The organism is Streptosporangium sp. NPDC050855 (assembly GCF_044456585.1).
Lineage (GTDB): Bacteria > Actinomycetota > Actinomycetes > Streptosporangiales > Streptosporangiaceae > Streptosporangium > Streptosporangium longisporum.
Genome location: NZ_JBITFY010000002.1, coordinates 212,602 through 233,605 on the forward strand (window position 1 = coordinate 212,602; position 21,004 = coordinate 233,605).

The 21,004-nt window shown below is 73.4% G+C and carries 22 protein-coding genes; 14 read left to right on the plus strand and 8 right to left on the minus strand.

Annotated features, from left to right (window positions below; translation table 11 throughout):
• Nucleotides 1-140 precede the first annotated feature (140 nt).
• From ACIBCT_RS06115 to ACIBCT_RS06125, 3 genes are all read left to right on the plus strand, one after another.
• Complete coding sequence (locus ACIBCT_RS06115) at nucleotides 141-1,130, plus strand: amidohydrolase (RefSeq protein WP_399186294.1); 990 nt, start codon at nucleotides 141-143, stop codon at nucleotides 1,128-1,130.
• Between the two features lie 145 nt (nucleotides 1,131-1,275).
• Nucleotides 1,276-1,794 carry a cysteine dioxygenase family protein gene (locus tag ACIBCT_RS06120; RefSeq protein ID WP_344894638.1) on the plus strand — a complete coding sequence of 173 codons (519 nt, stop codon included), beginning with the start codon at nucleotides 1,276-1,278 and terminating at the stop codon, nucleotides 1,792-1,794.
• 121 nt (nucleotides 1,795-1,915) lie between these two features.
• Nucleotides 1,916-2,338, plus strand: a complete 423-nt coding sequence (locus ACIBCT_RS06125) for a nuclear transport factor 2 family protein (RefSeq protein ID WP_399186295.1) — start codon at nucleotides 1,916-1,918, stop codon at nucleotides 2,336-2,338.
• Nucleotides 2,339-2,378: 40 nt separating this feature from the next.
• Here the strand turns inward: ACIBCT_RS06125 and ACIBCT_RS06130 are convergent, their stop codons facing one another.
• Nucleotides 2,379-2,789, minus strand: coding sequence for a MerR family transcriptional regulator (locus ACIBCT_RS06130; protein WP_399186296.1), 411 nt, complete (start codon nucleotides 2,787-2,789; stop codon nucleotides 2,379-2,381).
• Between the two features lie 50 nt (nucleotides 2,790-2,839).
• Here ACIBCT_RS06130 and ACIBCT_RS06135 point away from each other — a divergent pair, with 50 nt between their 5' ends.
• The gene (locus ACIBCT_RS06135; RefSeq protein WP_399186297.1) at nucleotides 2,840-3,772 is read left to right on the plus strand and encodes an NAD(P)-dependent oxidoreductase; all 933 of its coding nucleotides are present in this window, start codon (nucleotides 2,840-2,842) and stop codon (nucleotides 3,770-3,772) included.
• A gap of 181 nt (nucleotides 3,773-3,953) precedes the next feature.
• Nucleotides 3,954-4,385 (plus strand): PPOX class F420-dependent oxidoreductase, encoded by a 432-nt coding sequence (locus ACIBCT_RS06140; protein WP_399186298.1) that lies wholly within the window; start codon nucleotides 3,954-3,956, stop codon nucleotides 4,383-4,385.
• A gap of 124 nt (nucleotides 4,386-4,509) precedes the next feature.
• Here the strand turns inward: ACIBCT_RS06140 and ACIBCT_RS06145 are convergent, their stop codons facing one another.
• Both ACIBCT_RS06145 and ACIBCT_RS06150 read right to left on the minus strand, forming a co-directional pair.
• Nucleotides 4,510-5,175: a response regulator gene (locus tag ACIBCT_RS06145; RefSeq protein ID WP_399186299.1), complete on the minus strand. Its 666-nt coding sequence runs from the start codon at nucleotides 5,173-5,175 to the stop codon at nucleotides 4,510-4,512.
• Complete coding sequence (locus ACIBCT_RS06150) at nucleotides 5,172-6,323, minus strand: sensor histidine kinase (RefSeq protein WP_399186300.1); 1,152 nt, start codon at nucleotides 6,321-6,323, stop codon at nucleotides 5,172-5,174. The genes ACIBCT_RS06145 and ACIBCT_RS06150 overlap by 4 nt, the downstream gene beginning before the upstream one ends.
• Before the next feature lie 124 nt (nucleotides 6,324-6,447).
• On the opposite strand from ACIBCT_RS06150, the gene ACIBCT_RS06155 reads away from it, so the two are divergent.
• On the plus strand, nucleotides 6,448-7,254 hold the full coding sequence (locus ACIBCT_RS06155) for a lysostaphin resistance A-like protein (RefSeq protein WP_399186301.1): 807 nt from the start codon (nucleotides 6,448-6,450) through the stop codon (nucleotides 7,252-7,254).
• 145 nt (nucleotides 7,255-7,399) lie between these two features.
• Here ACIBCT_RS06155 and ACIBCT_RS06160 read toward each other — a convergent pair whose 3' ends face one another.
• From ACIBCT_RS06160 to ACIBCT_RS06170, 3 genes are all read right to left on the minus strand, one after another.
• Nucleotides 7,400-8,497 (minus strand): glycerophosphodiester phosphodiesterase, encoded by a 1,098-nt coding sequence (locus ACIBCT_RS06160; protein ID WP_399186302.1) that lies wholly within the window; start codon nucleotides 8,495-8,497, stop codon nucleotides 7,400-7,402.
• A gap of 19 nt (nucleotides 8,498-8,516) precedes the next feature.
• Nucleotides 8,517-9,710, minus strand: a complete 1,194-nt coding sequence (locus ACIBCT_RS06165; protein ID WP_399186661.1) for a CynX/NimT family MFS transporter — start codon at nucleotides 9,708-9,710, stop codon at nucleotides 8,517-8,519.
• 212 nt (nucleotides 9,711-9,922) lie between these two features.
• A complete protein-coding gene (locus tag ACIBCT_RS06170) occupies nucleotides 9,923-11,029 on the minus strand; it encodes an epoxide hydrolase family protein (protein ID WP_399186303.1) in 1,107 nt (368 codons plus the stop codon).
• Nucleotides 11,030-11,350: 321 nt separating this feature from the next.
• On the opposite strand from ACIBCT_RS06170, the gene ACIBCT_RS06175 reads away from it, so the two are divergent.
• The 8 genes from ACIBCT_RS06175 (at nucleotide 11,351) to ACIBCT_RS06210 (ending at nucleotide 18,922) form a co-directional block, all read left to right on the plus strand.
• Nucleotides 11,351-12,151: a CoA transferase subunit A gene (locus tag ACIBCT_RS06175; RefSeq protein ID WP_399186304.1), complete on the plus strand. Its 801-nt coding sequence runs from the start codon at nucleotides 11,351-11,353 to the stop codon at nucleotides 12,149-12,151.
• A 35-nt stretch (nucleotides 12,152-12,186) separates the two neighbouring features.
• Nucleotides 12,187-12,936 carry a CoA-transferase subunit beta gene (locus tag ACIBCT_RS06180; protein WP_399186662.1) on the plus strand — a complete coding sequence of 250 codons (750 nt, stop codon included), beginning with the start codon at nucleotides 12,187-12,189 and terminating at the stop codon, nucleotides 12,934-12,936.
• The gene (locus ACIBCT_RS06185; RefSeq protein WP_399186305.1) at nucleotides 12,933-14,114 is read left to right on the plus strand and encodes a thiolase family protein; all 1,182 of its coding nucleotides are present in this window, start codon (nucleotides 12,933-12,935) and stop codon (nucleotides 14,112-14,114) included. The genes ACIBCT_RS06180 and ACIBCT_RS06185 overlap by 4 nt, the downstream gene beginning before the upstream one ends.
• Nucleotides 14,115-14,301: 187 nt before the next feature.
• Nucleotides 14,302-15,672 carry a 3-carboxy-cis,cis-muconate cycloisomerase gene (pcaB, locus tag ACIBCT_RS06190; RefSeq protein WP_399186306.1) on the plus strand — a complete coding sequence of 457 codons (1,371 nt, stop codon included), beginning with the start codon at nucleotides 14,302-14,304 and terminating at the stop codon, nucleotides 15,670-15,672.
• Nucleotides 15,669-16,154, plus strand: coding sequence for a 4-carboxymuconolactone decarboxylase (pcaC, locus tag ACIBCT_RS06195; RefSeq protein ID WP_399186307.1), 486 nt, complete (start codon nucleotides 15,669-15,671; stop codon nucleotides 16,152-16,154). Before pcaB ends, pcaC begins: the two co-directional genes overlap by 4 nt.
• Nucleotides 16,138-16,944, plus strand: coding sequence for an IclR family transcriptional regulator C-terminal domain-containing protein (locus ACIBCT_RS06200; RefSeq protein WP_399186308.1), 807 nt, complete (start codon nucleotides 16,138-16,140; stop codon nucleotides 16,942-16,944). The genes pcaC and ACIBCT_RS06200 overlap by 17 nt, the downstream gene beginning before the upstream one ends.
• A 55-nt stretch (nucleotides 16,945-16,999) precedes the next feature.
• On the plus strand, nucleotides 17,000-18,103 hold the full coding sequence (locus ACIBCT_RS06205; RefSeq protein ID WP_399186309.1) for a LacI family DNA-binding transcriptional regulator: 1,104 nt from the start codon (nucleotides 17,000-17,002) through the stop codon (nucleotides 18,101-18,103).
• A gap of 183 nt (nucleotides 18,104-18,286) precedes the next feature.
• On the plus strand, nucleotides 18,287-18,922 hold the full coding sequence (locus tag ACIBCT_RS06210; RefSeq protein ID WP_399186310.1) for an MBL fold metallo-hydrolase: 636 nt from the start codon (nucleotides 18,287-18,289) through the stop codon (nucleotides 18,920-18,922).
• An 87-nt stretch (nucleotides 18,923-19,009) separates the two neighbouring features.
• Here ACIBCT_RS06210 and ACIBCT_RS06215 read toward each other — a convergent pair whose 3' ends face one another.
• Nucleotides 19,010-19,642 (minus strand): maleylpyruvate isomerase family mycothiol-dependent enzyme, encoded by a 633-nt coding sequence (locus tag ACIBCT_RS06215; protein ID WP_399186311.1) that lies wholly within the window; start codon nucleotides 19,640-19,642, stop codon nucleotides 19,010-19,012.
• A gap of 65 nt (nucleotides 19,643-19,707) precedes the next feature.
• Nucleotides 19,708-20,994, minus strand: a complete 1,287-nt coding sequence (locus tag ACIBCT_RS06220) for an RNA polymerase sigma factor (RefSeq protein ID WP_399186312.1) — start codon at nucleotides 20,992-20,994, stop codon at nucleotides 19,708-19,710.
• Nucleotides 20,995-21,004 lie beyond the last annotated feature (10 nt).

Sequence of the window (21,004 nt, forward strand, 5' to 3'; positions counted from 1 at the left end):
GATTGACAGCGCTTTGGGTGAAGCGGTTCACTGAAACGGTTCACTGAAACGCATCACATGGATGTGTGGTGCGGCGGGAGGGGTTACCTATATTCTAGGTAGGTAATACCTCGAAACACCGGAGAGGAGGGGATCGACCCATGCCCGTCGACGTTCACCAGCACCTGTGGACGCCCGCGTTCGTGGACGCGCTCAGGCGCCGCACGACCGCGCCCTTCCTCGACGGCTGGACCCTCCACCTGGAGGGCGAGCCCCCCTACCGGGTCGATCCCGCCGCCCACGACCTCACCCGCAGGCTGGCGCTGGACGCGGACCTCGACCTGGCCCTGGTCTCCCTGTCCAGCCCGCTCGGCGTCGAGTCGCTGCCGCCCGAGGAGTCCTGGCCCGTCATCGACGCCTACCACGAGGACGCCCTCGCCCTGCCCGCGCCGTTCGGCGCCTGGGCGGCGACCTGCCTCGGCGAGATCGACCCGGCGAGGCTGGCCAAGACCCTCGACACGGCCGGCGCCGGTCAGGACGGCGCGCGAGGTGCCGTCCAGGGGTTCACCGGACGAGGGTTCGCCGGCCTCCAGCTCCCCGCGACCGCGGTGTCCGACGCCGAGGGCCTGGACCGGGTCGCCCCGCTGCTCGACGTGCTCACCGAACGCGACCTGCCGCTCTTCGTGCACCCCGGCCCCGCCCCTGTCGCCCCCGTCGCCCCCGTCGCCCGGGCCGCCCGGGCCGCTTCCGGGCCCGGGGAGCCCGGCTGGTGGCCCGCGGTCGTGCCGTACGTGCAGCAGATGCACGCCGCCTGGTACGCCTTCACCGCCTTCGGCCGCGCCCGCCACCCCCGCCTGCGGGTCTGCTTCGCGCTGCTCGCCGGGCTGGCCCCGCTGCACTCGGAGCGCCTGGCCAACCGGGGAGGCGAGGGCCGCGGACGGGTCGACACCGACCTGTTCCTGGAGACCTCCTCCTACGGCCCGCGCGCCGTCGACGCGATCGTCCGCGAACTCGGCGTCGACGTCGTGGTCAGCGGTTCCGACCGCCCCTACGCCACCGCACCGGACCCCGCGCTCGGCGACGCCGCCTGGCACGCCATCGCGGTCACCAATCCCGGCCGTCTACTGAACGGAAAGGAGTCGCGCACATGAAGCAAACGAACCGGTCCCGGGGCCGCGAGAGCTGTGCGCCCCGGGCGACGTTCACCCGCGAGGGGCGAGCACGGGCCGGCGGGCCCGGTCCGCACGCCGGGACGCCCGGCTCCGGTCCGTCCCGTCGGGCCGCCGGGGGAACCCGATGAGCTACGAGTCGCTGCCCGCCCGCGCCCTCGACCGGCGTGAACTCCTCGACCTGGTCAACGAGCTGGCCGCCGACCCGTCCCGGTGGCGGGACCAGGTGGAGTTCCCCGAGGAGGGCGGACGCCATTTCGCCTCCCTCTACCGCGACTCGCACGTGGACGTCTGGCTGCTGTGCTGGCGCCCCGAGGACGACACCGGCTGGCACGACCACGACACCTCCTCCGGCGCGGTCCGGGTGGTGGCCGGGACGCTGCTGGAGTGCAACCCGCGCATCGGCGGCGAGCACCTGGAGACCGTGGTCTCCGAGGGCGAGTCGTTCTCCTTCGGACCCGACCACATCCACCGGCTGACCGGCGCGGTGCACGGCAGCGTCTCGATCCACGCCTACTCGCCACCGCTCTGGCGGCTGGGGCAGTACTCGATCAGCGACAGCGGCGTGATGCGCCGCGTCTCGGTCAGCTACGCCGACGAGCTGCGCCCCATGGACGACGCCGAGCAGATGGCGGGGGTCGCCTGAGGTCCACGCGACGAGGAGCGACCCGTCCCGGTCCCGGACGGGTCCTCACCGCCCGGGACCCCGAAGCCGCCTTACCCTGGCGGTAATCGACGGGCCGGGCCCGGTCCGAAAGGCTGGGCGTATGAGCAGCGAGACCCGCAGCACCGTGGAAGAACTGATGCGCCGGATGACCGAGGGGGATCACGACCGTACGGCGGAGTTGTTCGCCGAGCCGGTCGACTGGCTGCTGAGCTGGCCCGACGAGGGGCACCCCGAGGTGCCGTGGATCCGTCCCCGGTCCGGCAGGACCGACGTGGCGGACCACTTCCGGTCGCTGGAGGCCCACCACGTGCCCGAGCTGAACGGCACGTCGGTGTCGCACGTCCTGGTCGACGGGGCGGACGCCGTCGTGCTCGGCGAGATCGTGCAGACGGTACGGAGCACCGGGGTCGCGTACACCTCCCCGTTCGCCCTGCACCTCACCGTCGCCGACGGGCTCGTCACCCGTTACCACATCTACGAGGACAGCCTCACGGTCGCGCGGGCCCTCGGCGCCCGGCCGTGATCGGGAAGCGAGCGGCTCATCATGCCGGTACCGGCTCCGGTCATCGTGCCGGTACCGGCTCCGGCGCGGTGGCGTCGCACGGCGGGTAGTGCGGTGACACCCGCCGCTCGGTGACGTCGATGTAGTCGCGCAGGGCGTCGCGGGAGCGGCTGAGCGCGTCGATCTGCTCGTCCAGCCCGTACAGGCGGGCTCGCAGGGTGTCCAGGAGCTCGGGACAGGGCTCCAGATCGGGGGCAGGGCCGGTGACGCAGGGCAGCAGGTACGCGATCTGCCGGCTCGACAGGCCGGCCTGGAGCAGCTTCCTGATCTGGATCACCGTCAGGACGGCGTCGTCGCCGTACTCGCGGTAACCGCTGGCGGCGCGGTCGGGCTCCAGCAGCCCCTGGGCCTCGTAGTAGCGCAGCTGGTGCGTGTGGACGCCGGTCCGCCGGCTCAGCTCCCCGATCAGCATGCCCGCTCCCCCTTGACCTTCATACCGGTATGAACGTTGAGGATTCTGCCATGAGCACCGATTCTCCTAAGAAGGAGCACATGATGCAGGATCGCGACACCGGCCCCGCTCCCGTGGCGGTCCTCGGCCTGGGGCTGATGGGACGGGCGCTGGCCGAGGCGTTCCTGTGCGCGGGACACCCCACGACCGTGTGGAACCGCACCGCGGCGAAGGCCGAGCCCCTCGTCGCCCAGGGCGCGAAGCTCGCCGGTTCACCCGGCGACGCCGTCACGGCCGCTCCGCTCGTGATCGTCTGCGTCGCGGACCACGACGCCGTACGGGAACTCCTCGACTCCTTCGGTGACGTCCTCGACGGCCGGGTCCTGGTGAACCTGACGTCCGGCACGTCGCGGACGGCCCGCGAGACCGCGGAGCGGGTGGAGCAGAAGGGCGGCGCCTATCTCGACGGCGCGATCCTGGCCGCCCCTCCGGGCATCGGCACCGAGGCCGTCATCCTCTACAGCGGGCCGCGATCGGCCTTCGACCCGCACGAGCCGGCCCTGAGGGTTCTCGGCGCGGGCACGACGTACCTCGGTGAGGACCATGCCCTGTCGTCGCTGTACGACGTGGCCGTGCTGGGACTGATGTGGGGCATCCTCAACGGTTTCCTGCAGGGTGCCGCCCTGCTCGGCGCCGCGGGTGTGAAGGCCACGGCGTTCACCCCGGTCGCGACGACCGGGATCGCCACCGTGGCCGGCTGGGTGGCCGGTTACGCGCAGCAGATCGACGACGGCGCGTACCCGGCCCCCGACGCCACCATCGGCACCCACCTGGCCGCGATGGAGCACCTCGTCCACGAGAGCGAGTCCCTCGGCGTCAGCACCGAGTTCCCCCGGCTGGTCAAGGCCCTGGCCGAGCGGGCCGTGGCCGACGGGCGGGGCGGTGACGGCTACGCGGCGATGATCGAGCAGTTCCGCACGTCCGCCGCGGGAGCGCGGGCGTGACCGGCCACCGGCCCGGAACCTCCGCGAACGGCCGGTGGCCGGTCACGTACGCCCGTCGCGGGGGCGCGGGCGCGGCCGGCCACCGGCCCGGGACCTCCGGGACCGCCGGAACCTCCGGGACCCCCGGGACCTCCGGGACCTCCGGGATCGGGCGGCGTCCGGTCAGCACCCGGTCCCGGACATGACCGCCGCTCCGTTCAGCCCGCGCGCGCTGCTCGCGGAGAGCCGGCTCGGTGTCCTCGCGACGATCAAGCCCGACGGCCGTCCCCAGCTCTCCCCCGTCATGCCCTTCTACGACCGCAAGACCGAGCTCGTCCACGTCTCGATGAACGAGGGAAAGGCCAAGACGGCGAACCTGCGCCGGGACCCGCGTGCCACGCTGGAGGTCACCGGCCCCGACGGCCTGTCCTGGGCCACCGCCGAGGGGATCGCGACGCTCACCGGCCCGGGAACCGACCCCCACGGCCCCGAGGTCGAGGCACTGGTGAACTACTACCGCCTCGCCGCCGGGGAGCACCCGGACTGGGAGGAGTACCGGTCGGTGGTGGTGGCCGACCGCAGGGTGCTCATGGTGATGACGGTCGACCACGTGTACGGCGCCGAGATCCGCTGACGGCACCGGGCACGACCTGCAACGTCCACCATGCCCCGTCCCCGGCACGCGGCCCCTTCCCGGGGGCGGGAAGGACCGGTCACCGTCACTCCTTCAGGTGCAGGGCGGGAAGGACCGGTCACCGTCACTCCTTGAGGTGCAGGGCGAGCTGGATCCGGTCGCGCAGGCCCAGCTTGCGCAGCACGCTGGAGACGTGGTTCTTGACCGTGCCCTCGGTGATGAACAGCCTGGCCGCGATCTCCCGGTTGGCGGCTCCCTGGGCGACCATCCTGGCCACCTCGACCTCGCGGGTGGAGAGCAGTTCCTGTCCGCGGAAGCGGGCGGCGAGCAGGTTCTCCGCCCGCGACCCCCCGCCCGCCGCGGGTGCGTGCCGGAGCTCGGCGACCAGCCTGGCGGCCACCGGGGCGCCGAGCACGGTCTCCCCCCGGCCGACCCGGTGGACGGCCGAGACCAGTTCCTCGGGGGAGCAGTCCTTGAGCAGGTAGCCGAGGGCACCGCCGCGCAGCGCGCCGAAGATGTAGTCGTCCTCGTCGAAGGTGCTGAGCACGATCGCGGCCACCCGCGGGTGCTCGGCGGAGAGCCGGACGATCAGCTCCACCCCGTCCATCCCGGGCATCCGCGCGTCCACCAGGGCCACGTCCGGGTCGGTCGCCGCCACCACCCGCAGGGCCTCCACCCCGTCGGCCGCCTCCCCCACCACCTCGATCCCGGGCTCGACCTCCAGCAGCTTGCGCAGCCCCTGGCGCATCAGCACCTGGTCGTCGACCAGGATGATCCTGATCGGGCTCATGACCGCCTCCCCACCCCGGCCGGCGCGACCGGCAGCTCGGCCCGTAACGCGAACCCGCCCTCGGGGGCGTTGCCGCCGGTCAGCGTACCTCCGAGGGCCCGGGCCCGCTCGGTCAGCGACGTCAGCCCGAAGCCCCGCCTGGAGCGCTCGTCGGCGCCCTTGCCGTCGTCGGTGACCACGAGCACGGTCCTCGCCTCGCCGAAGACGAGCCTGACGGTCACGTGCAGTGCCCGGGAGTGCCGCAGCGCGTTGGTCAGCCCCTCCTGCAGCACCCGGTACAGCACCAGCTCGACGTCGGCCTCCAGCCGGTGCTCCGTGCCCTCGACCTCGAAGGTGACCGTGATGCCGGTGCCGTCGAACGAGGCGGCCAGCCGTTCCAGCGCCGCGCTGCCGACCCGTCCGTCCAGGGCGAGCGGGCGCAGCGCGCGCACCCAGCGCCGGGCGTCGGTCAGCGCCTCGACGGTCAGCTCCTTGGCATGGCGCACCTCGTCCCAGGCGGCCTCCGGGCGGCGCTCGCGGAAGCGTTCGGCGTTCTCCAGGTCCATCTTGATCACGGTCAGGTGGTGCCCGATCGAGTCGTGCATCTCCGCGGCCATCCTCGCCCGTTCCTCCGCGACCGCGAGCTCCCTGATCCGTCCCAGCAGGCGCCGTGTCTCCTCGCGGCTGCGGCGCGCCGCCAGCGTGGAGGAGGCCATCCCCAGCACGAACACGGAGAACATCGCCATCTTGCCGACCTGGGCCAGCCCGTCGAGGACGGGCTTGCCGAAGAGCAGCGGGACGGCCGCGAACAGGCACACCCCCAGTGACGTCAGGATGACCGACGCGGCGCGCATGCCGTACAGGAAGGCGAGGTTGGCGACGGCGATGAGGGGGAGCAGCGTGTGGGTGCCGTTGGAACCGGTGGCCCCCAGCAGCAGGGTGGCCACCAGGAACATCGGGGCCACGAAGTGGCGGCCCCGTGACAGGTCCCACGGCAGCACCAGCCACAGGCCCGCGACCAGCGCGAGGTTCAGCCCGGTCAGCACGCGGGCGAGCGGGACGCTGGGAGAGAGCGCGTGCGCGACGGCGGTGGCGACGAGCACGCTCCAGAACACGACGGTGAACAGGAAGGGCCGGTCGTCGTCGCGGAGCCAGTCCAAACGCGGCATGTCACGACCTTAGGCCGCCGGACTCCCGCGGGTGATCCCCCCACGGTCACCATGACCGAGGTCATGGTCGTCTCTATCCGCCGCTCGATGTGCCGGACGGTGTCCGTTCCTAGGGTTGCCGTCCATGAGAGCCACTCGCCCCGTCTGGGCCGTACCGATAACGATGGCCGCCATGTTCGTCCAGGTCCTGGCCGGCACGTTGCCCGTCACATTGCTGATGGACCGGGCGAATCCGCTCTACAGACCGCTGGGCATGCTCGGCATCACGGTCGCCTCGATCGCCCTGGTGTACGCGATCCGCCGTTACCTGGGCCGTCAGAGCTGGTCGGGGGTGCGGCTGACACGGTCCTGGTCGGCCGCGTGGCACCTGCCGGCCGGCATCCTCATCGGCGTCGTGCCGATGGTCGCCGGGAACGCGCTCTCGGTGGCGCTGGGCGTGGCCACCTGGGCGTCGTGGGAGCAGGGGGTGGCGCCCACGCCGCCCTACATCGCGCTCGCGGTCGCGTTCGTCGTTCTCGGCCAGGCGTTCCCCGAGGAGTTGCTCTGGAGGGGGCACCTGTTCGACACGCTCTCGGGCCGCCTCTCGCCGCGCATGGTCCTGTTCGTCGTGTCGGCGGGCTTCGGTGTCCTGCACATCGTCTCTCAGAGCCCGGCCGACAGCGTCGCCGAGAAACTGCTCTACGTCGTGCAGGCGACCGCCCTGGGCTTCGCCTGCACGGCGGCACGGGCCCGCAGTGGCGCGGTCTGGATGGCGGTCGGCGTGCACACCGGCTTCCACATCGGCAACATGCTGACGCCCACCAAGGACCTCCGCTACGACGTGCAGCTCATCCTGCTGACCTGCGCCCTGTTCCTGGCCGGGCTGGCCGTCCTGCCCCGGTCCCGCAGAGGCCCGCGCCCGGCCGACGCGGCTCTCCACTCCCGCGTATGACCTCTCCCCCACCCGTAGGAGGGCGGGGGATTCCAGGCCGTCGCCCACCACCCCGGTCCCGCCGCCATCGGCGAGACCGAGGAACAGCGGGACCGGGAGTGGTGAGCAGCGGGACCGAGGTAGGGAGGGGAACGAAAGGGGAGGGTCAGCTCACCCGTTCCCGGACCGCCCTGGCCACCCCCGGGTCGTCGGCGAAGACGCCGTCCAGGCCGAGGCCGTAGAGCTTCTCCAGCCAGCCCATCACGTCTCCGGTGGCGCGCGGGTAGGCCGGGCTGGCCGGGTTGCCGAGTCGGAAGTCCACCGGGAGCTGGGCGTTCTCGTTCCTGACCGTCCAGGTGTGGACCTTCAGGCCGGCCCGGTGGGCGTCCCTGACGAGGGTGGTGGGCTGCAGGAGCCTGCCGTCGGGGCCGACGGGCACGAGACGCCGGGTGTCGACGCCGATACCGGCCGCGTAGCCCGCGACCTCGCGCAGTCCGGCGGGGGTGACCATGGTGTCGTAGGTGCGCGGGTCACCGGCCGCGATCCAGTCGTACGGGGAACCGGTGGCGGTGATCAGCTGGATCAGCGGCACCCTGGTCTTCCTGCTCAGCTCGCGCAGGTTGGCGGTCTCGAACGACTGGATGAAGACCGGGGCGCGCCGCCCGTTCCAGCCGTGCCGGCCGAGCACCTCCAGCAGCGGCTCCTCCAGGGAGAGGCCGATGGAGTCGAAGTAGCTCGGGTGCTTGGTCTCGGGGTAGACGCCCACGCCGTGGCGCCGCGCGAGCTGGACGACCTCGTCGAAGGTGGGGATCTGCGCGAGACCGTTGAAGGCGGTGTTGTCGGGGCGCAGGTCGGGGATGCGCTCCTCGGCCCGGAGGGTCCTCAGCTCGGCGAGCGTGAAGTCCTCGGTGAACCAGCCGGTGACCGGGGTGCCGTCGATGGTCTTGGTCGTACGGCGACCGGCGAACTCGGGGTGGTTCTCGACGTCCGTGGTGCCGCCGATCTCGTTCTCGTGCCTGGCGACGAGCACGTGGTCCTTGGTCGAGACCAGGTCGGGTTCGATGTAGTCGGCGCCGAGCGCGATGGCGGCCTCGTACGAGAGCAGCGTGTGCTCGGGCCGGTGCGCGCTGGCGCCGCGGTGGCCGATGACGAGGGGGGCGCGTCCGCGGAGGTCGGCGGAGGCGGGTTCGGGTCGTTGCAGCACAACGGCGACGGTACCGGTCGCGAGGACCGCCAGCGCCGCGGCCAGAAGCCTACGGATCATGCCCAGGACGGTAGAAGACTCAGGTGGCCGGAGGAACAACGATGCGCGAAGAAAGCGGGACGGACGCCACGATCGGGCGGCCCGCCAGGAAACCGGCCACCAGTTGCAGGCCGCACGCGCCCAGCCCGGCCAGCAGCGGCAGCGTCCAGCCGCCCGAGCTCTCGCGCAGCGCGCCGACCAGGAGCGGGCCGAGGGCGGCCAGCACGTACCCGAAGGACTGGGCGACGGCCGACAGCGCGGTCACCGAGACCGGGTCGGGGGCGCGCAGCGTGATGATGAGCAGGGCCAGCGCGATCGAGGCGCCCTGTCCCACCCCCAGGACGACCATCCACAGCCACGGCAGGGTGGCCGGGGCGAGGAGCACGCCGAGGTATCCGGCCACGGTCAGCACGGTCGCGGCCGTGACGTAGGTCACCTGCGAGCGCGCCCGGCCCGCCAGGACGGGGACGGTGAGGGTGGCCGCCACCTGGGCCAGGTTGGTGAGGCTGAGCATGTACCCGGCCTGGTCGGCGGGCAGGCCCGCGTCCTGGAAGATCGTCGGCAGCCAGGCCAGCATGATGTAGAAGGTCAGCGACTGCAGGCCCATGTAGACGGTGACGTACCAGGTCACCCGGGTGCGCAGCAGCAGGGCGAACGGCCGGGGCGCGGCCTCGGAGCGGGCGGGGCGGCGCAACGCCTGGGGCAGCCAGAGCGCCGCGGCCGCCAGCGCCGGGATCGCGGCCATGGCGGTCACCTCGCGCCAGCCGTACCCGGTGGCGCGCTCCAGCGGGACCGCCAGCCCGGACGCGGCGGCTGCTCCCAGCACCAGGCCGGAGACGTAGACCGCGGTGAACGGCCCGACCCGGCCGGGGAAGTGCTGCTTGACCACGCCGGGCATCACGACGTTCATGACGGCGATGGCCGTACCGGCGACGGCCGCGCCCGCGTACAGGGCGGGGACGCCTCCGGCAGCGCGCAGGACCACCCCGGCGGCGACGAGCAGCAGCCCGGCCAGGAGCGTGCGGTCCAGGCCGAAGCGGCGCGCGAGCAGCGGTGCGAGCGGGCCGAGCACGCCCAGGCAGGCCACCATGACCGTGGTGATCGCCCCTCCCCCGGCGGCGCTCAGCCCGAGGTCGTCCATGATCTCGTCCAGCACCGGGGAGACCCCCGCCAGCGCGGGCCGCAGGTTGAGCGAGGCCAGCACGAATCCCGCGACGAGCACCGCCCACGACATTCGCGACAAACGCGACACATGCACCTCTTTTGACACCGCCCCACCTTCCCACAGCGCTCCCGGCCGGCCGGGTGAAGGGTCGGTACGACGCGTTCCGGCCGCGGGGGCCGGGGGTGACCGGGATCGGTTCAAGGGTGGACACGACGTGACCCGGTCACAGGGACCGCGGCGTGACCGGGGCCGGTTCTCCGCACGACGGTCCCGCCGGCCCGTCAGCGGGTGGCGATCGGGAGGCCGGACGTGACAAGGGCGAGGAAGAAGGCCCGGACGTCCTCGGCGAGCAGCTCCGGCACCTCCATCGCGGCGAAGTGGCCGCCGCGCTCGAACTCCGACCAGTGCCTGACGTCGTACAGCCGCTCGGCCAGCGGCCGTACCGACTGCGTGATGTCGTACGCGAACACCGCCACGCCGACCGGCACCGGGCACGGCTCGATCCGCCTCGGGGCCTCGCGGTGCAGCCGGGCCGAGGAGGCCGCGGTGGCGGTCAGCCAGTACAGCGAGATGTCGGTGAGCATCCGCTCGTCGTCCATCGGCGATCGAGGGTCGGTCCACTGCGCGAAGCGCTCGGCGATCCAGGCCAGCTGGCCCACCGGCGAGTCGGTCAGCGCGTAGCCGATGGTCTGCGGGGTGGTGGCCTGCAGGGCCTGGTACGGCGGACGGCTCGCCATCAGCTGCCTGACCTTGTCCAGCCGCGCCTCGTCCGTTTCGGACAGCTCGATGCCGGCGTCCAGGACCGGCCGGGTCGGCAGGTAGTTGACGTGCACCCCGACGACCCGCTCGGGTGCCACGGCGCCGAGCGCCATCGAGATGCCCGAGCCGAAGTCGCCCCCCTGCGCGCCGTAGCGCTCGTACCCGAGACGGCCCATCAGCTCGGCCCAGGCCCGCGCGACCCGGACGATGTCCCAGCCGCGCTCGTGGGTCGGCCCGGAGAAGCCGTACCCGGGGATGGAGGGGATCACCAGGTGGAAGTCGCGCGAGAGCGGTTCGATCACGTCGAGGAACTCCAGGAACGAACCGGGCCAGCCGTGGGTGAGGACCAGCGCGAGCGCGTCCGGGTTCGAGGACCGGACGTGGACGAAGTGGATGTTCTGGCCGTCGATCTCGGTGGTGAAGTGCGGAAGCTCGTTGAGCCTGGCCTCGTGCCCGCGCCAGTCGTAGCCGGTGCGCCAGTACTCGGCCAGTGCTCGCAGGCGCGCCAGCGGGAACCCGTAGTCCCATCCGGCGTCGGCGACCTCGTTGGGCCAGCGGGTGCGGGAGAGCCGGTCGGCCAGGTCGTCGAGGTCGGCCTGGGGGATGTCGATGCGGAACGGCTTGATCATGGTCGTGGCTCCAGGGGAACGCGTTCGATGCCCAAACGTTGGTGCTACCAACGTTTGATGTTCGGACGATACCATAACCGTTGGTAGCACCAACAATTTGCTCGGACTCGTCCCCGGAGACCCCGCCGGGAAAGGCGCCCACCGCCCGAGAGAACCCGCCCGGCCACCGAGCACCGGCCACCGGCCACCGGCGATCCCGCACCGGCCGAGCCCGTATCCCCGTCGCCCGCACGTCCCCGGCCGGGTTGACCGTCCGAAGGCGTGACGGATATGTTCGATGGAAGAACATCCGTTCGCATGGCGAACATCGGGAGGGGATCGATGGCCACGGTGGTTCCGCTCGCCGAGGCGGTGGCCGACCTCGTGCACGACGGCGACAGCGTGGCGATGGAGGGGTTCACCCACCTCATCCCCTACGCGGCCGGTCACGAGATCATCAGGCAGGGGCGCCGCGACCTGACGCTGATCAGGATGACCCCGGACCTGATCTACGACCAGCTCATCGGGATGGGCTGCGCCCGCAGGCTGGTCTTCTCCTGGGGCGGCAACCCCGGGGTGGGGTCGCTGCACCGCTTCCGCGACGCCGTGCAGAACCGCTGGCCCGGTCCGCTGGAGATCGAGGAGCACAGCCACGCGGGCATCGCCAACGCCTACGTCGCCGGGGCCTCCGGGCTCCCCTTCGCGGTGCTGCGCGGCTACCGGGGCACCGACCTGCCCGGCAGGACCGCGAACATCAAGCCCATCACCTGCCCGTTCACCGGCGAGGAGCTGACCGCCGTCCCCGCGATCAACCCCGACGTGGCGGTGGTGCACGCCCAGCGCGCCGACCGTCAGGGCAACGTGCAGCTGTGGGGCATCACCGGCGTGCAGAAGGAGGCCGTCCTGGCCGCCCGCCGCTCGCTGGTCACCGTGGAGGAGATCGTCGAGGAGCTGGAGCCGCGGCCGGGCGCGATCGTGCTGCCGGGCTGGGCGATCACCCGTGTCTGCGAGGTCCCCGGCGGCTCGCACCCGTCCTACAGCGCCGGGTACTCCGGCCGAGACAACGACTTCTACCTCGCCTGGGACGAGATCAGCCGCGACCGGGAGACGTTCGCGGCCTGGATGAGGGAGCACGTGCTGTGACATCCTCCACCGCCGGCGCGTACACCTCGGACGAGATGATGACCGTGGCCGCGGCCCGGCGCCTGGACGACGGCGCGTGCTGCTTCGTCGGCATCGGCCTGCCCAGCACCGCCGCCAACCTCGCCCGCCGCACGCACGCCCCCGGCCTGGTCCTGATCTACGAGTCCGGCACCATCGGCGCCAAGCCGGACCGGCCTCCGCTGTCCATCGGGGACGGCGTGCTGGCCGAGACCGCGGACGCCGTCGTCAGCGTGCCGGAGATCTTCAACTACTGGCTCCAGCCGGGCCGCATCGACGTCGGCTTCCTGGGCGCCGCCCAGATCGACCGGTTCGCCAACATCAACACGACCGTGATCGGCCCGTACGACGACCCCAAGGTCCGCCTTCCCGGCGCGGGCGGGGCCCCGGAGATCGCCGCGTCCTGCCGCGAGGTGACGGTGATCGTGCGGCAGAGCCGGCGCGCGTTCGTCGAACGGGTGGACTTCGTCACCTCGGTGGGCTTCGGCTCGGGGCCGGGTGACCGCGAGCGCCTGGGCCTGCGCGGCAGCGGCCCGCGTACGGTCATCACCGACCTGGGCATCCTGGAGCCCGACCCGGACACCTGCGAGCTGGTCCTCACCCACCTGCACCCCGGCGTCACCCTGGAGGACGCCCGCGCCGCCACCGGCTGGGACCTCAAGGCCGCCCCGGGCCTGCGCGAGACCGCGGCCCCGTCCGGCGCGGAACTCGACGCCCTGCGCGCGCTCACCGGACGGCATCCCTCGGACAGGAGTGACCGATCATGAACGACGTCCACATCCTCGACGCGGTCCGCACCCCGATCGGCCGGCACGGCGGCGCGCTGTCCGGCGTACGCCCCGACGACCTGGCCGCGCACGTCGTCCGGGCGCTCACCGACCGCTCCCCCGCCCTGGACCCCGCCGCGATCGAGGACGTGTTCTTCGGCGCGGCCAACGGCGCGGGCGAGGACAACCGCGACGTCGCGCGGATGGCGGTGCTGCTCGCCGGGCTGCCGGTGACCGTGCCCGGCACCACCCTCAACCGGCTCTGCGGCTCCGGCATGGAGGCGGCCGTCGCGGCCTGCCGCGCGGTGGCCGTGGGCGACGCGTCCCTGGTGGTCGCCGGGGGTTCGGAGTCGATGAGCCGGGCGCCGTGGGTGATGCCCAAGCCGGCCCGCGCCTTCGACCGGGGACCGGCGACCCTGCACGACACGTCCCTGGGCTGGCGCATGGTCAACCCCCGGATGCCCGAGGAGTGGACGGTCGCGCTGGGCGAGGGCGCCGAGATCCTCGCCGACCGCTACGGCATCGGCCGCGAGGCCCAGGACCGGTTCGCGCTGCGCAGCCACCGGCGCGCGGCCGCGGCCCGGGAGCGTGGCGTCTTCGCCGGTGAGCTCGCCCCGCTCGACGTCCTCGACCACGACGAGTCGATCAGGGCCGACTCGACCGAGGAGTCGCTCGCCCGGCTCAAGCCGGTCTTCCGCGCGGGCGGCACCGTCACCGCGGGCAACTCCTCCCCGCTGAACGACGGCGCCACCGCGCTGCTGCTGGGCGACGAGGCCGGGGCGGCGCGGGCGGGACGGACCCCGCTGGCCAGGATCGTCTCGCGCGCGGTGGTCGGCGTGGAGCCGCAGCTGTTCGGCATCGGCCCGGTCGAGGCCGCCCGCACGGCGCTCGAGCGGGCCGGTATCGGCTGGGGCGACCTGAGCGTGGTGGAGCTCAACGAGGCGTTCGCCTCCCAGTCGCTGGCGTGCCTGGCCGAGTGGCCCGACCTCGATCCGGAGATCGTCAACGTCAACGGCGGCGCGATCGCGCTCGGTCACCCGCTGGGCTCCTCGGGCGCGCGCATCCTGGGCACCCTCGCCCACGAGCTGCACCGCAGGGGCGGCGGGTACGGGCTGGCGGCCATCTGCATCGGCGTCGGCCAGGGACTGGCCGTGGTCCTGGAGGGGAACGGGTCCTGAACGGCCACGGCACGCCGCGCACGGCCACGGCCCGCCGCACGGCGACGGCCGCGGACCGCTCCGGAACGACGGCCGTGACCGGCTCCGGGACGGTGGCCGTGGCCGGTACGCGGCGATCGGGTACACGGGCGGCAGGCGCACGACCGGCTCCGGAGACACCGGCGCCGCAGAGCAGGCGGAGGTGGACATGAGGGCTCCGGCGAACGACGGCCCGTCCCCTCCGGCGTCCCCGGGGGGCGGGCTGTTCTCCGGGACGACCGCCAGGGGCGGGGCCGCGGAGCAGGTGTCGGACGCCGCCTGGCTGGCCGCCATGCTGGACGTCGAGGCCGCGCTGGCCGCCGCGCAGGCGCGGATCGGCCTGGTCCCCGCCGAGGTGCCCGCGGCACTGGCCGCCGTCTGCCGTCCCGAGCTCTACGACCCGGCCGAGCTGGGGCGCGCGGCCGCGTGGACCGGCAACCCGGTCATCCCGCTGGTCGCCGCCCTGCGCGAGCGGGTCGATCCCGGCCTGCGGCGGTTCGTCCACTACGGCGCCACCAGCCAGGACGTCAACGACACCGCGGCGATGCTCCTCGCCCGCCGTGCCCTGGCACCGATCCTGGAGGACCTGTCCGCCTGCGCCGGCGCGTGCGCGCGCCTGGCCGCCGGGCACCGCGGCACCGTCATGATCGGGCGGACCGTGCTGCAGCACGCCGTACCGATCACGTTCGGGCTGAAGGCGGCGCTCTGGCTGAGCGCGCTGGACGGCGCCCGGGCCGGTCTGGCCCGGGTGCCGCTGCCGGTCCAGTACGGCGGCGCGGCCGGCACCCTGTCGGTGCTGGGCGACCGGGGTCACGAGGTGCCGCCGCTGCTCGCGGCCGAGCTGGGGCTGGCCGAGACGGTCGTTCCCTGGCACACCGACCGGGGTCCGGTGGCCCGGCTGGCCTGCGCGCTCGGCGTCTCCGCCGGGACCCTCGCCAAGATCGCGAACGATGTGAAACTGCTCGCCCAGACCGAGGTGGCGGAGGTGGCGGAGCCCACCGGGCCGGGACGGGGCACCTCCAGCGCGATGCCGCACAAGCGCAACCCGGTGGGCTCGATGTCGGTGCTCGCCTGCGTGCAGCGGATCCCGGGGCTGGTCGCCTCGATCCTCGGCGGCATGGTGGCCGAGCACGAGCGCGCGGCCGGTCCCTGGCAGGCCGAGTGGGAGACGCTGGGCGAGCTGCTCCGGCTCACCGGCAGCGCCGCCGCCTGGCTCCGCGAGGTGCTGGAGGGGCTGACCGTGGACGCGGGCCGGATGCGCGCCAACCTCGACCTGACCCGGGGGCTGCCCATGGCCGAGCGGGTCGTGGCCGGGCTCGGCGGCACCCCGCGGGCCCGGGAGGCGGTGGACGCAGCCTGCGCGCGCGCCGTGGACGAGGGCCTGTCACTGCGCGAGGCGCTGCTCGCCGACCCCGGCATCCCGCTGAGCGCCGAGGAGATCGACGCGGCCCTCGACCCGGCGGGCGCCCTGGGGTCCGCCGCCACCTTCGTCGACCGGGCGCTCGCCGCCCACCACAACGGCACGGGAGCAGGACCATGAACGCGAGACGGGCCGCCACGGGCACGGGTGCGGACACGAACACGGACACGAGCACGGGCACGGACATCGGCATCGGCACCGGCCGGGACCGGTGGGAGGCCGGGGACGCGACGCGCCGGGCCGTCCTGGGCGACGAGCACGTGGACCGCGCCGTCGCGGAGAGCACACCGTTCACCGCGGACTTCCAGGAGTTCATCACCACCTACGCGTGGGGGGAGATCTGGACCCGTCCCGGCCTGGACCGGCGTACCCGGAGCTGCGTCACGCTGGCCATGCTCGCCGCGCTCGGGCACGAGCACGAGCTGGGCATGCACGTACGGGCGGCGCTGCGGATCGGCCTGACCGAGGAGGAGATCAAGGAGGTGCTGCTGCAGACCGCGATCTACGCGGGCGTGCCCGCGGCCAACAGGGCGTTCGCGGTCGCGCGGGCGGCGCTGGAGTCCGGCCGGGACGAGGAGGACGGCAATGATCGAACCGGTTGACCGCGGCTCCGACCACGTGCAGTCGCTGGCCCGCGGTCTCTCCGTGATCAAGGCGTTCAGCGCCACGAGCCCCGAGCTGACGCTCAGCGAGGTCGCCCGTGCCACCGACCTGACCAGGGCGGCGGCCCGGCGCTTCCTGCTGACGCTCGTCGACCTCGGCTACGTCAGGACCGACGGGCGGCTGTTCGCGCTCTCCCCCCGCGTCCTGGACCTCGGGTACGCCTACCTGTCCAGCCTCTCGCTGCCCGAGGTGGCCGAGCCGCATCTGGAACGGCTCGTCGCCGAGGTGCACGAGTCGGCGTCGGTGGCGGTGCTCGACGGCGAGGACGTCGTCTACGTGGCCCGGGTGGCGACGAGCAGGATCATGCGGGTGACCATCAGCATCGGCACCCGCTTCCCGGCGTACTGCACCTCGATGGGCAGGGTGCTGCTGGCCGGGCTGTCCCCGGACGACCTCGACGCCTACCTCGACCGCGTCGAGCTGCGCAGGATCACCGCCAGGACGGTCACCTCGACCGCCGCGCTCCGGGCGGAGCTGGAGCGGGTCCGCGCCCACGGCTGGGCCATGGTCGACCAGGAGCTGGAGGAGGGCCTGCGCTCGATCGCGGCGCCGGTCAGGGAGCGGTCGGGGCGGGTGACCGCCGCGATCAACATCTCCTCGCACGCCAGCCGTACGACCACCGACTCGGCCCGCCGCCACCTGCTGCCCCCGCTGCTGGCCACCGTCGCGCGGGTGGAGGCCGACCTGCACGCCACCGGTGCCGGTGGCGGCGTCTCCTCGCACCGCTGACCGGCGACCCGGTGACAACGTTGTCGGTACGGCGAACCTGGGTGATGATCGAGACGTGACAGAGAGTGCGCGGGGACGTCCCACCATGAAGGACGTCGCGGAGGCGGCCGGGGTGGCGCTGAAGACCGTCTCCCGGGTCGTCAACGACGAACCGGGGGTCACCCCGGCCACCGCGGAACGGGTCTCCGCCGCCATCGAGCGGCTCGGTTACCGGCGCAACGAGAGCGCCCGCGTCCTGCGCCGGGGCAGCACGTCGAGCATCGGCCTGGTGATCGAGGACGTGGCGGACCCGTTCTACTCGGTGTTCGGCCGCGCGGTCGAGGAGGTGGCGCTGCGGCACGGCTCGCTGGTGCTGAGCGGCTCCTCCGGGGAGGATCCGCTGCGCGAGCGGGAGCTGATCCTCACCTTCTGCTCCCGCCGGGTGGACGGCCTGATCATCGTGCCCTCCGGGACCGACCACGACTACCTCCGTCCCGAGCTGGACGCGGGCATCGCCGCGGTCTTCGCCGACCGTCCGGGAGGGCCGGGCGCCGGTACGGCCCGCGGCACCGCCCCGTACGGCACCACGTACGGCTCCGGCTCCGCCCACGACACCTCGGGCACCTCGGGCGCCTCGGATGGCGCCGTCTCGTGCGACACCGTCCTGTGCGACAACGCCGGGGGCGCGTACGCCGGGGTGAGCCACCTGATCCGGCACGGCCACCGGCGCGTCGCCTTCGTCGGCGACAGGGCGTCCATCTTCACCTCGGGCGAACGGCTGCGGGGCTACCGCCGTGCCCTTGAGGAGGCCGGCCTGCCCTTCGAGGAGTCGCTGGTCTCGACCGGCCCCGCCGAGCAGGCGGGTGCCGCCCTGACCCGGATGCTCTCCGGTGGCGACCCGCCCACGGCGGTCTTCACCGGCAACGGCCGGATCACCGTGGCGGTGCTGCGCGCCGGGCACCGCCAGGCCCTGGTGGGCTTCGACGACTTCGAGCTGGCCGACCTGCTGGTCCCCGGCGTGACCGTGGTGGCCCAGGATCCGGCCGGGCTCGGCAGGACCTCCGCCGAGCTGCTCTTCCGCCGCCTGTCCGGCGACCGCGGCGCCCCCGAGCGGATCGAGCTGCCGACCCGGCTCATCCCCCGCGGATCCGGAGAGCTCCCCCCTGACCGGCCCCGGTGACTCCGGACCTGCCCTGACCGGCCCTGCCCCAGGCTCCGGTGGAGTCCGGGATCGCCCTGACCGGTCCCGGTGAGGCCAGACCTGCCCCGACCGCCCCTGACCCGCCGTTCCCGGCCGGCAGGGGACGTTCGCCCGTGGCGGATCCGGCCGGGGGGTCACCCCGCGGCGACCAGTATGAGACGCATGAAAATCACCAAATTCGGACACGCCTGCGTACGGCTAGAGAAGGACGGGCGGGCCCTGGTCATCGACCCCGGCGCGATGACCCCGGAGGCCGACGCCCTGACCGGCGTGGAGGCCGTGCTCATCACGCACGAGCACTTCGACCACTTCGAGCCCGATCGCCTGCGCGCGGCCGCCACCGCCGATCCGGGCCTGGTCGTGTACACCTGCCCCGGCGTGGCCCGGCACCTGGAGTGGCTCGGTGACCGCGTGCACGTGGCCCAGGAGGGGGACGTGCTGTCGATCGCGGGCTTCGAGGTGTCGGTCGTGGGGGACAAGCACCACTTCAGCCATCCCGACGTGCCACCGGTCGACAACATCGGGTTCGTCCTCGACGGCGAGGTCCTCCATCCCGGTGACGCGCTGACCGCGATCGAGGTGCCGACGCTGCTGCTGCCCGGCCAGGCTCCCTGGATGACCGTGCCGGACATGATCGCCTATCTGCGGGCGATCGCCCCCCGGCGCGCGTACGCGATCCATGACGGGCTGATCAACGAGTGGGGTGTCCAGGTGCTGGAGAGCGTGCTCGCCGCCGAGGCCGAACGCCTGGGCGCCGACGTCCGGCGGCTGGTTCCCGGCGAGAGCGTCGAGATCTGACCGCCGGGATCCGGCCGGACCGGCCCGATGTCCCACGCGAGCGCGGGACCGCACGCGCGGGTACGAGGCCGCCCTCGCGGTACGGGCCTACAGTGCCGCCGCGATCCGCTCGGCCCCCGGCCCCGAGACCCCGGCGAGGCCGGCCGGGCGGCCGGTCGCCAGGAGGAGCAGGTCGCACACCTTCCCCCGTACCTCGTCGGGCCCCTCGCCCGCGGACCACTCCAGGTCGGTGGCCACCAGCCTCGTGCCGGCGAGGCGCTTGCGGGCACCGTAGAACATGCTGGCCATGACGTGCTCGATCGCCGTGACCGCGGGACGGAGGGGCATATCCCGCGCGCGTCCGAGGGGGCGCGCGATGTCCTGCCCGTGGACCAGCGCGTCGACGAGCGGGTCCACCGGACTGGACAGAGGGGCGCGGCGGGCCGAGCCGGCCGTCTCGCGGATCTGCGCGATGAGCTCCGCGGGCTCGAAGGCGAGTGCCCTCTCCCGTGCCTTGGTGTCCTCCATGCGGTCGAAGTCGCCGCGTGCCCGGATCGCGCTCCTGATCGTCCCGAGGAGGGTGGCGCGGGTGGACAGCGTCAGGTGCGCGGCCACCTCACGCACCGTCCAGCCGGCGCACAGGGAGGGAACCGCCCATTCGTGCTCGTCGAGGTCGTCGAGAAGGTCGGCGAAGCTGAGCCGTTCGGCCTTCACCCATGCGAGAACCTGGTCGCGGTCCATGTCTGTCGTTCTCCTCGTTCGGGTTCGGGTCCGGGTCCGGAGGCCGGGCGGCGCGACGCGTGCCGTCACGCGCCGGTCCCGGTGTCCGGGCCGGTCGGTTCGACCGCGCTCAGCCTGCGCCGCAGGTGGGCGCGTTCGGGTTCGGTACCGGCCAGGGCGAGCGCCTCCCGGTAGGCCGCGGCGGCCTCGGGAAGGCGGCCGAGCCGTTGCAGCAGGTCCGCCCGTGCCATCGGGTAGGGGTGGTGACCGCGCAACCGCTCCTCGCCGGCCAGGTTCTCCAGCAGTGCCAGACCGGCCTCCGGGCCGTCGCGCATCGCGACCGCCGCGGCGTGGTTCAGGGCGACGACCGGGGACGGCGCGAGGGCGAGCAGCACCCCGTAGAGCGCCACGATCTGCGGCCAGTCCGTGGTCCGCAGGTCCGCCGCCTCGTCGTGCAGGGCGGCGATCGCGGCCTGCACGCCGTACGGGCCGGGCGGGCCGCCGGTCAGCGCGACGGGCACCAGGGCCAGCCCCTCTTCGATCATCGTCCGGTCCCAGCGGCCGCGGTCCTGGTCCTCGAGCAGCACGAGCCCGCCGTCCGGGCCGGTGCGGGCGTCGCGCCGCGCGTGGACCAGCAGCATGAGCCCGAGCAGTCCGGCGACCTCCCGCTCGGCGGGCAGCAGCCGGCGCAGGATCCGCGCCAGCCGGAGGGCCTCCTCGGCCAGGTCGAGCCGCTGCAACCGGGGACCGGCGCTGGCCGCGTACCCTTCCGTGAAGATCGAGTAGAGGACCTGGAGCACACCGGGCAGGCGGGCGGGCAGCTCGTCGGCGCCCGGCACCCTGAAGGGGATCCGGGCCTCGCGGATCTTCTTCTTCGCCCGTACGATCCGCTGCGCCATCGTCGCCGGGGGGACGAGGAAGGCCCGCGCGACCTGGGGTGTGGTCAGTCCCGCCAGGCAGCGCAGCGTCAGCGCGCCGCGGACCTCGGCCGGCAGCGCGGGGTGGGCGCAGGTGAAGAACAGCTGCAGCCGCTCGTCCGGGAGGTCGGCGTCCTCGCCCGCGGGCGGGGCCGGGGGCGTCCGGTCGGCCTCCACCTGCAGGACGGCGAGCCGGGCGGCGTACGCCTGGTCCCGCCGCAGCCGGTCGACGGCCTTGCGCCGGGCCGTGGTCAGCAGCCAGGCGCCGGGCCTGTCCGGGACGCCCCGCTCCGGCCAGTGCACCAGCGCGGCCTCGATCGCCTCGGCGGCGACCTCCTCCGCCAGGTCGAGGTCCCCGAAACGGTGGACGAGGGAGGCGAGCAGCCGGCCGTGTTCCTCGCGGAAAACCGACTCCACGGCCCTGTCCGTACCGGTGCCGGTCGTCCGCTCCGTCATCCCCGTCACC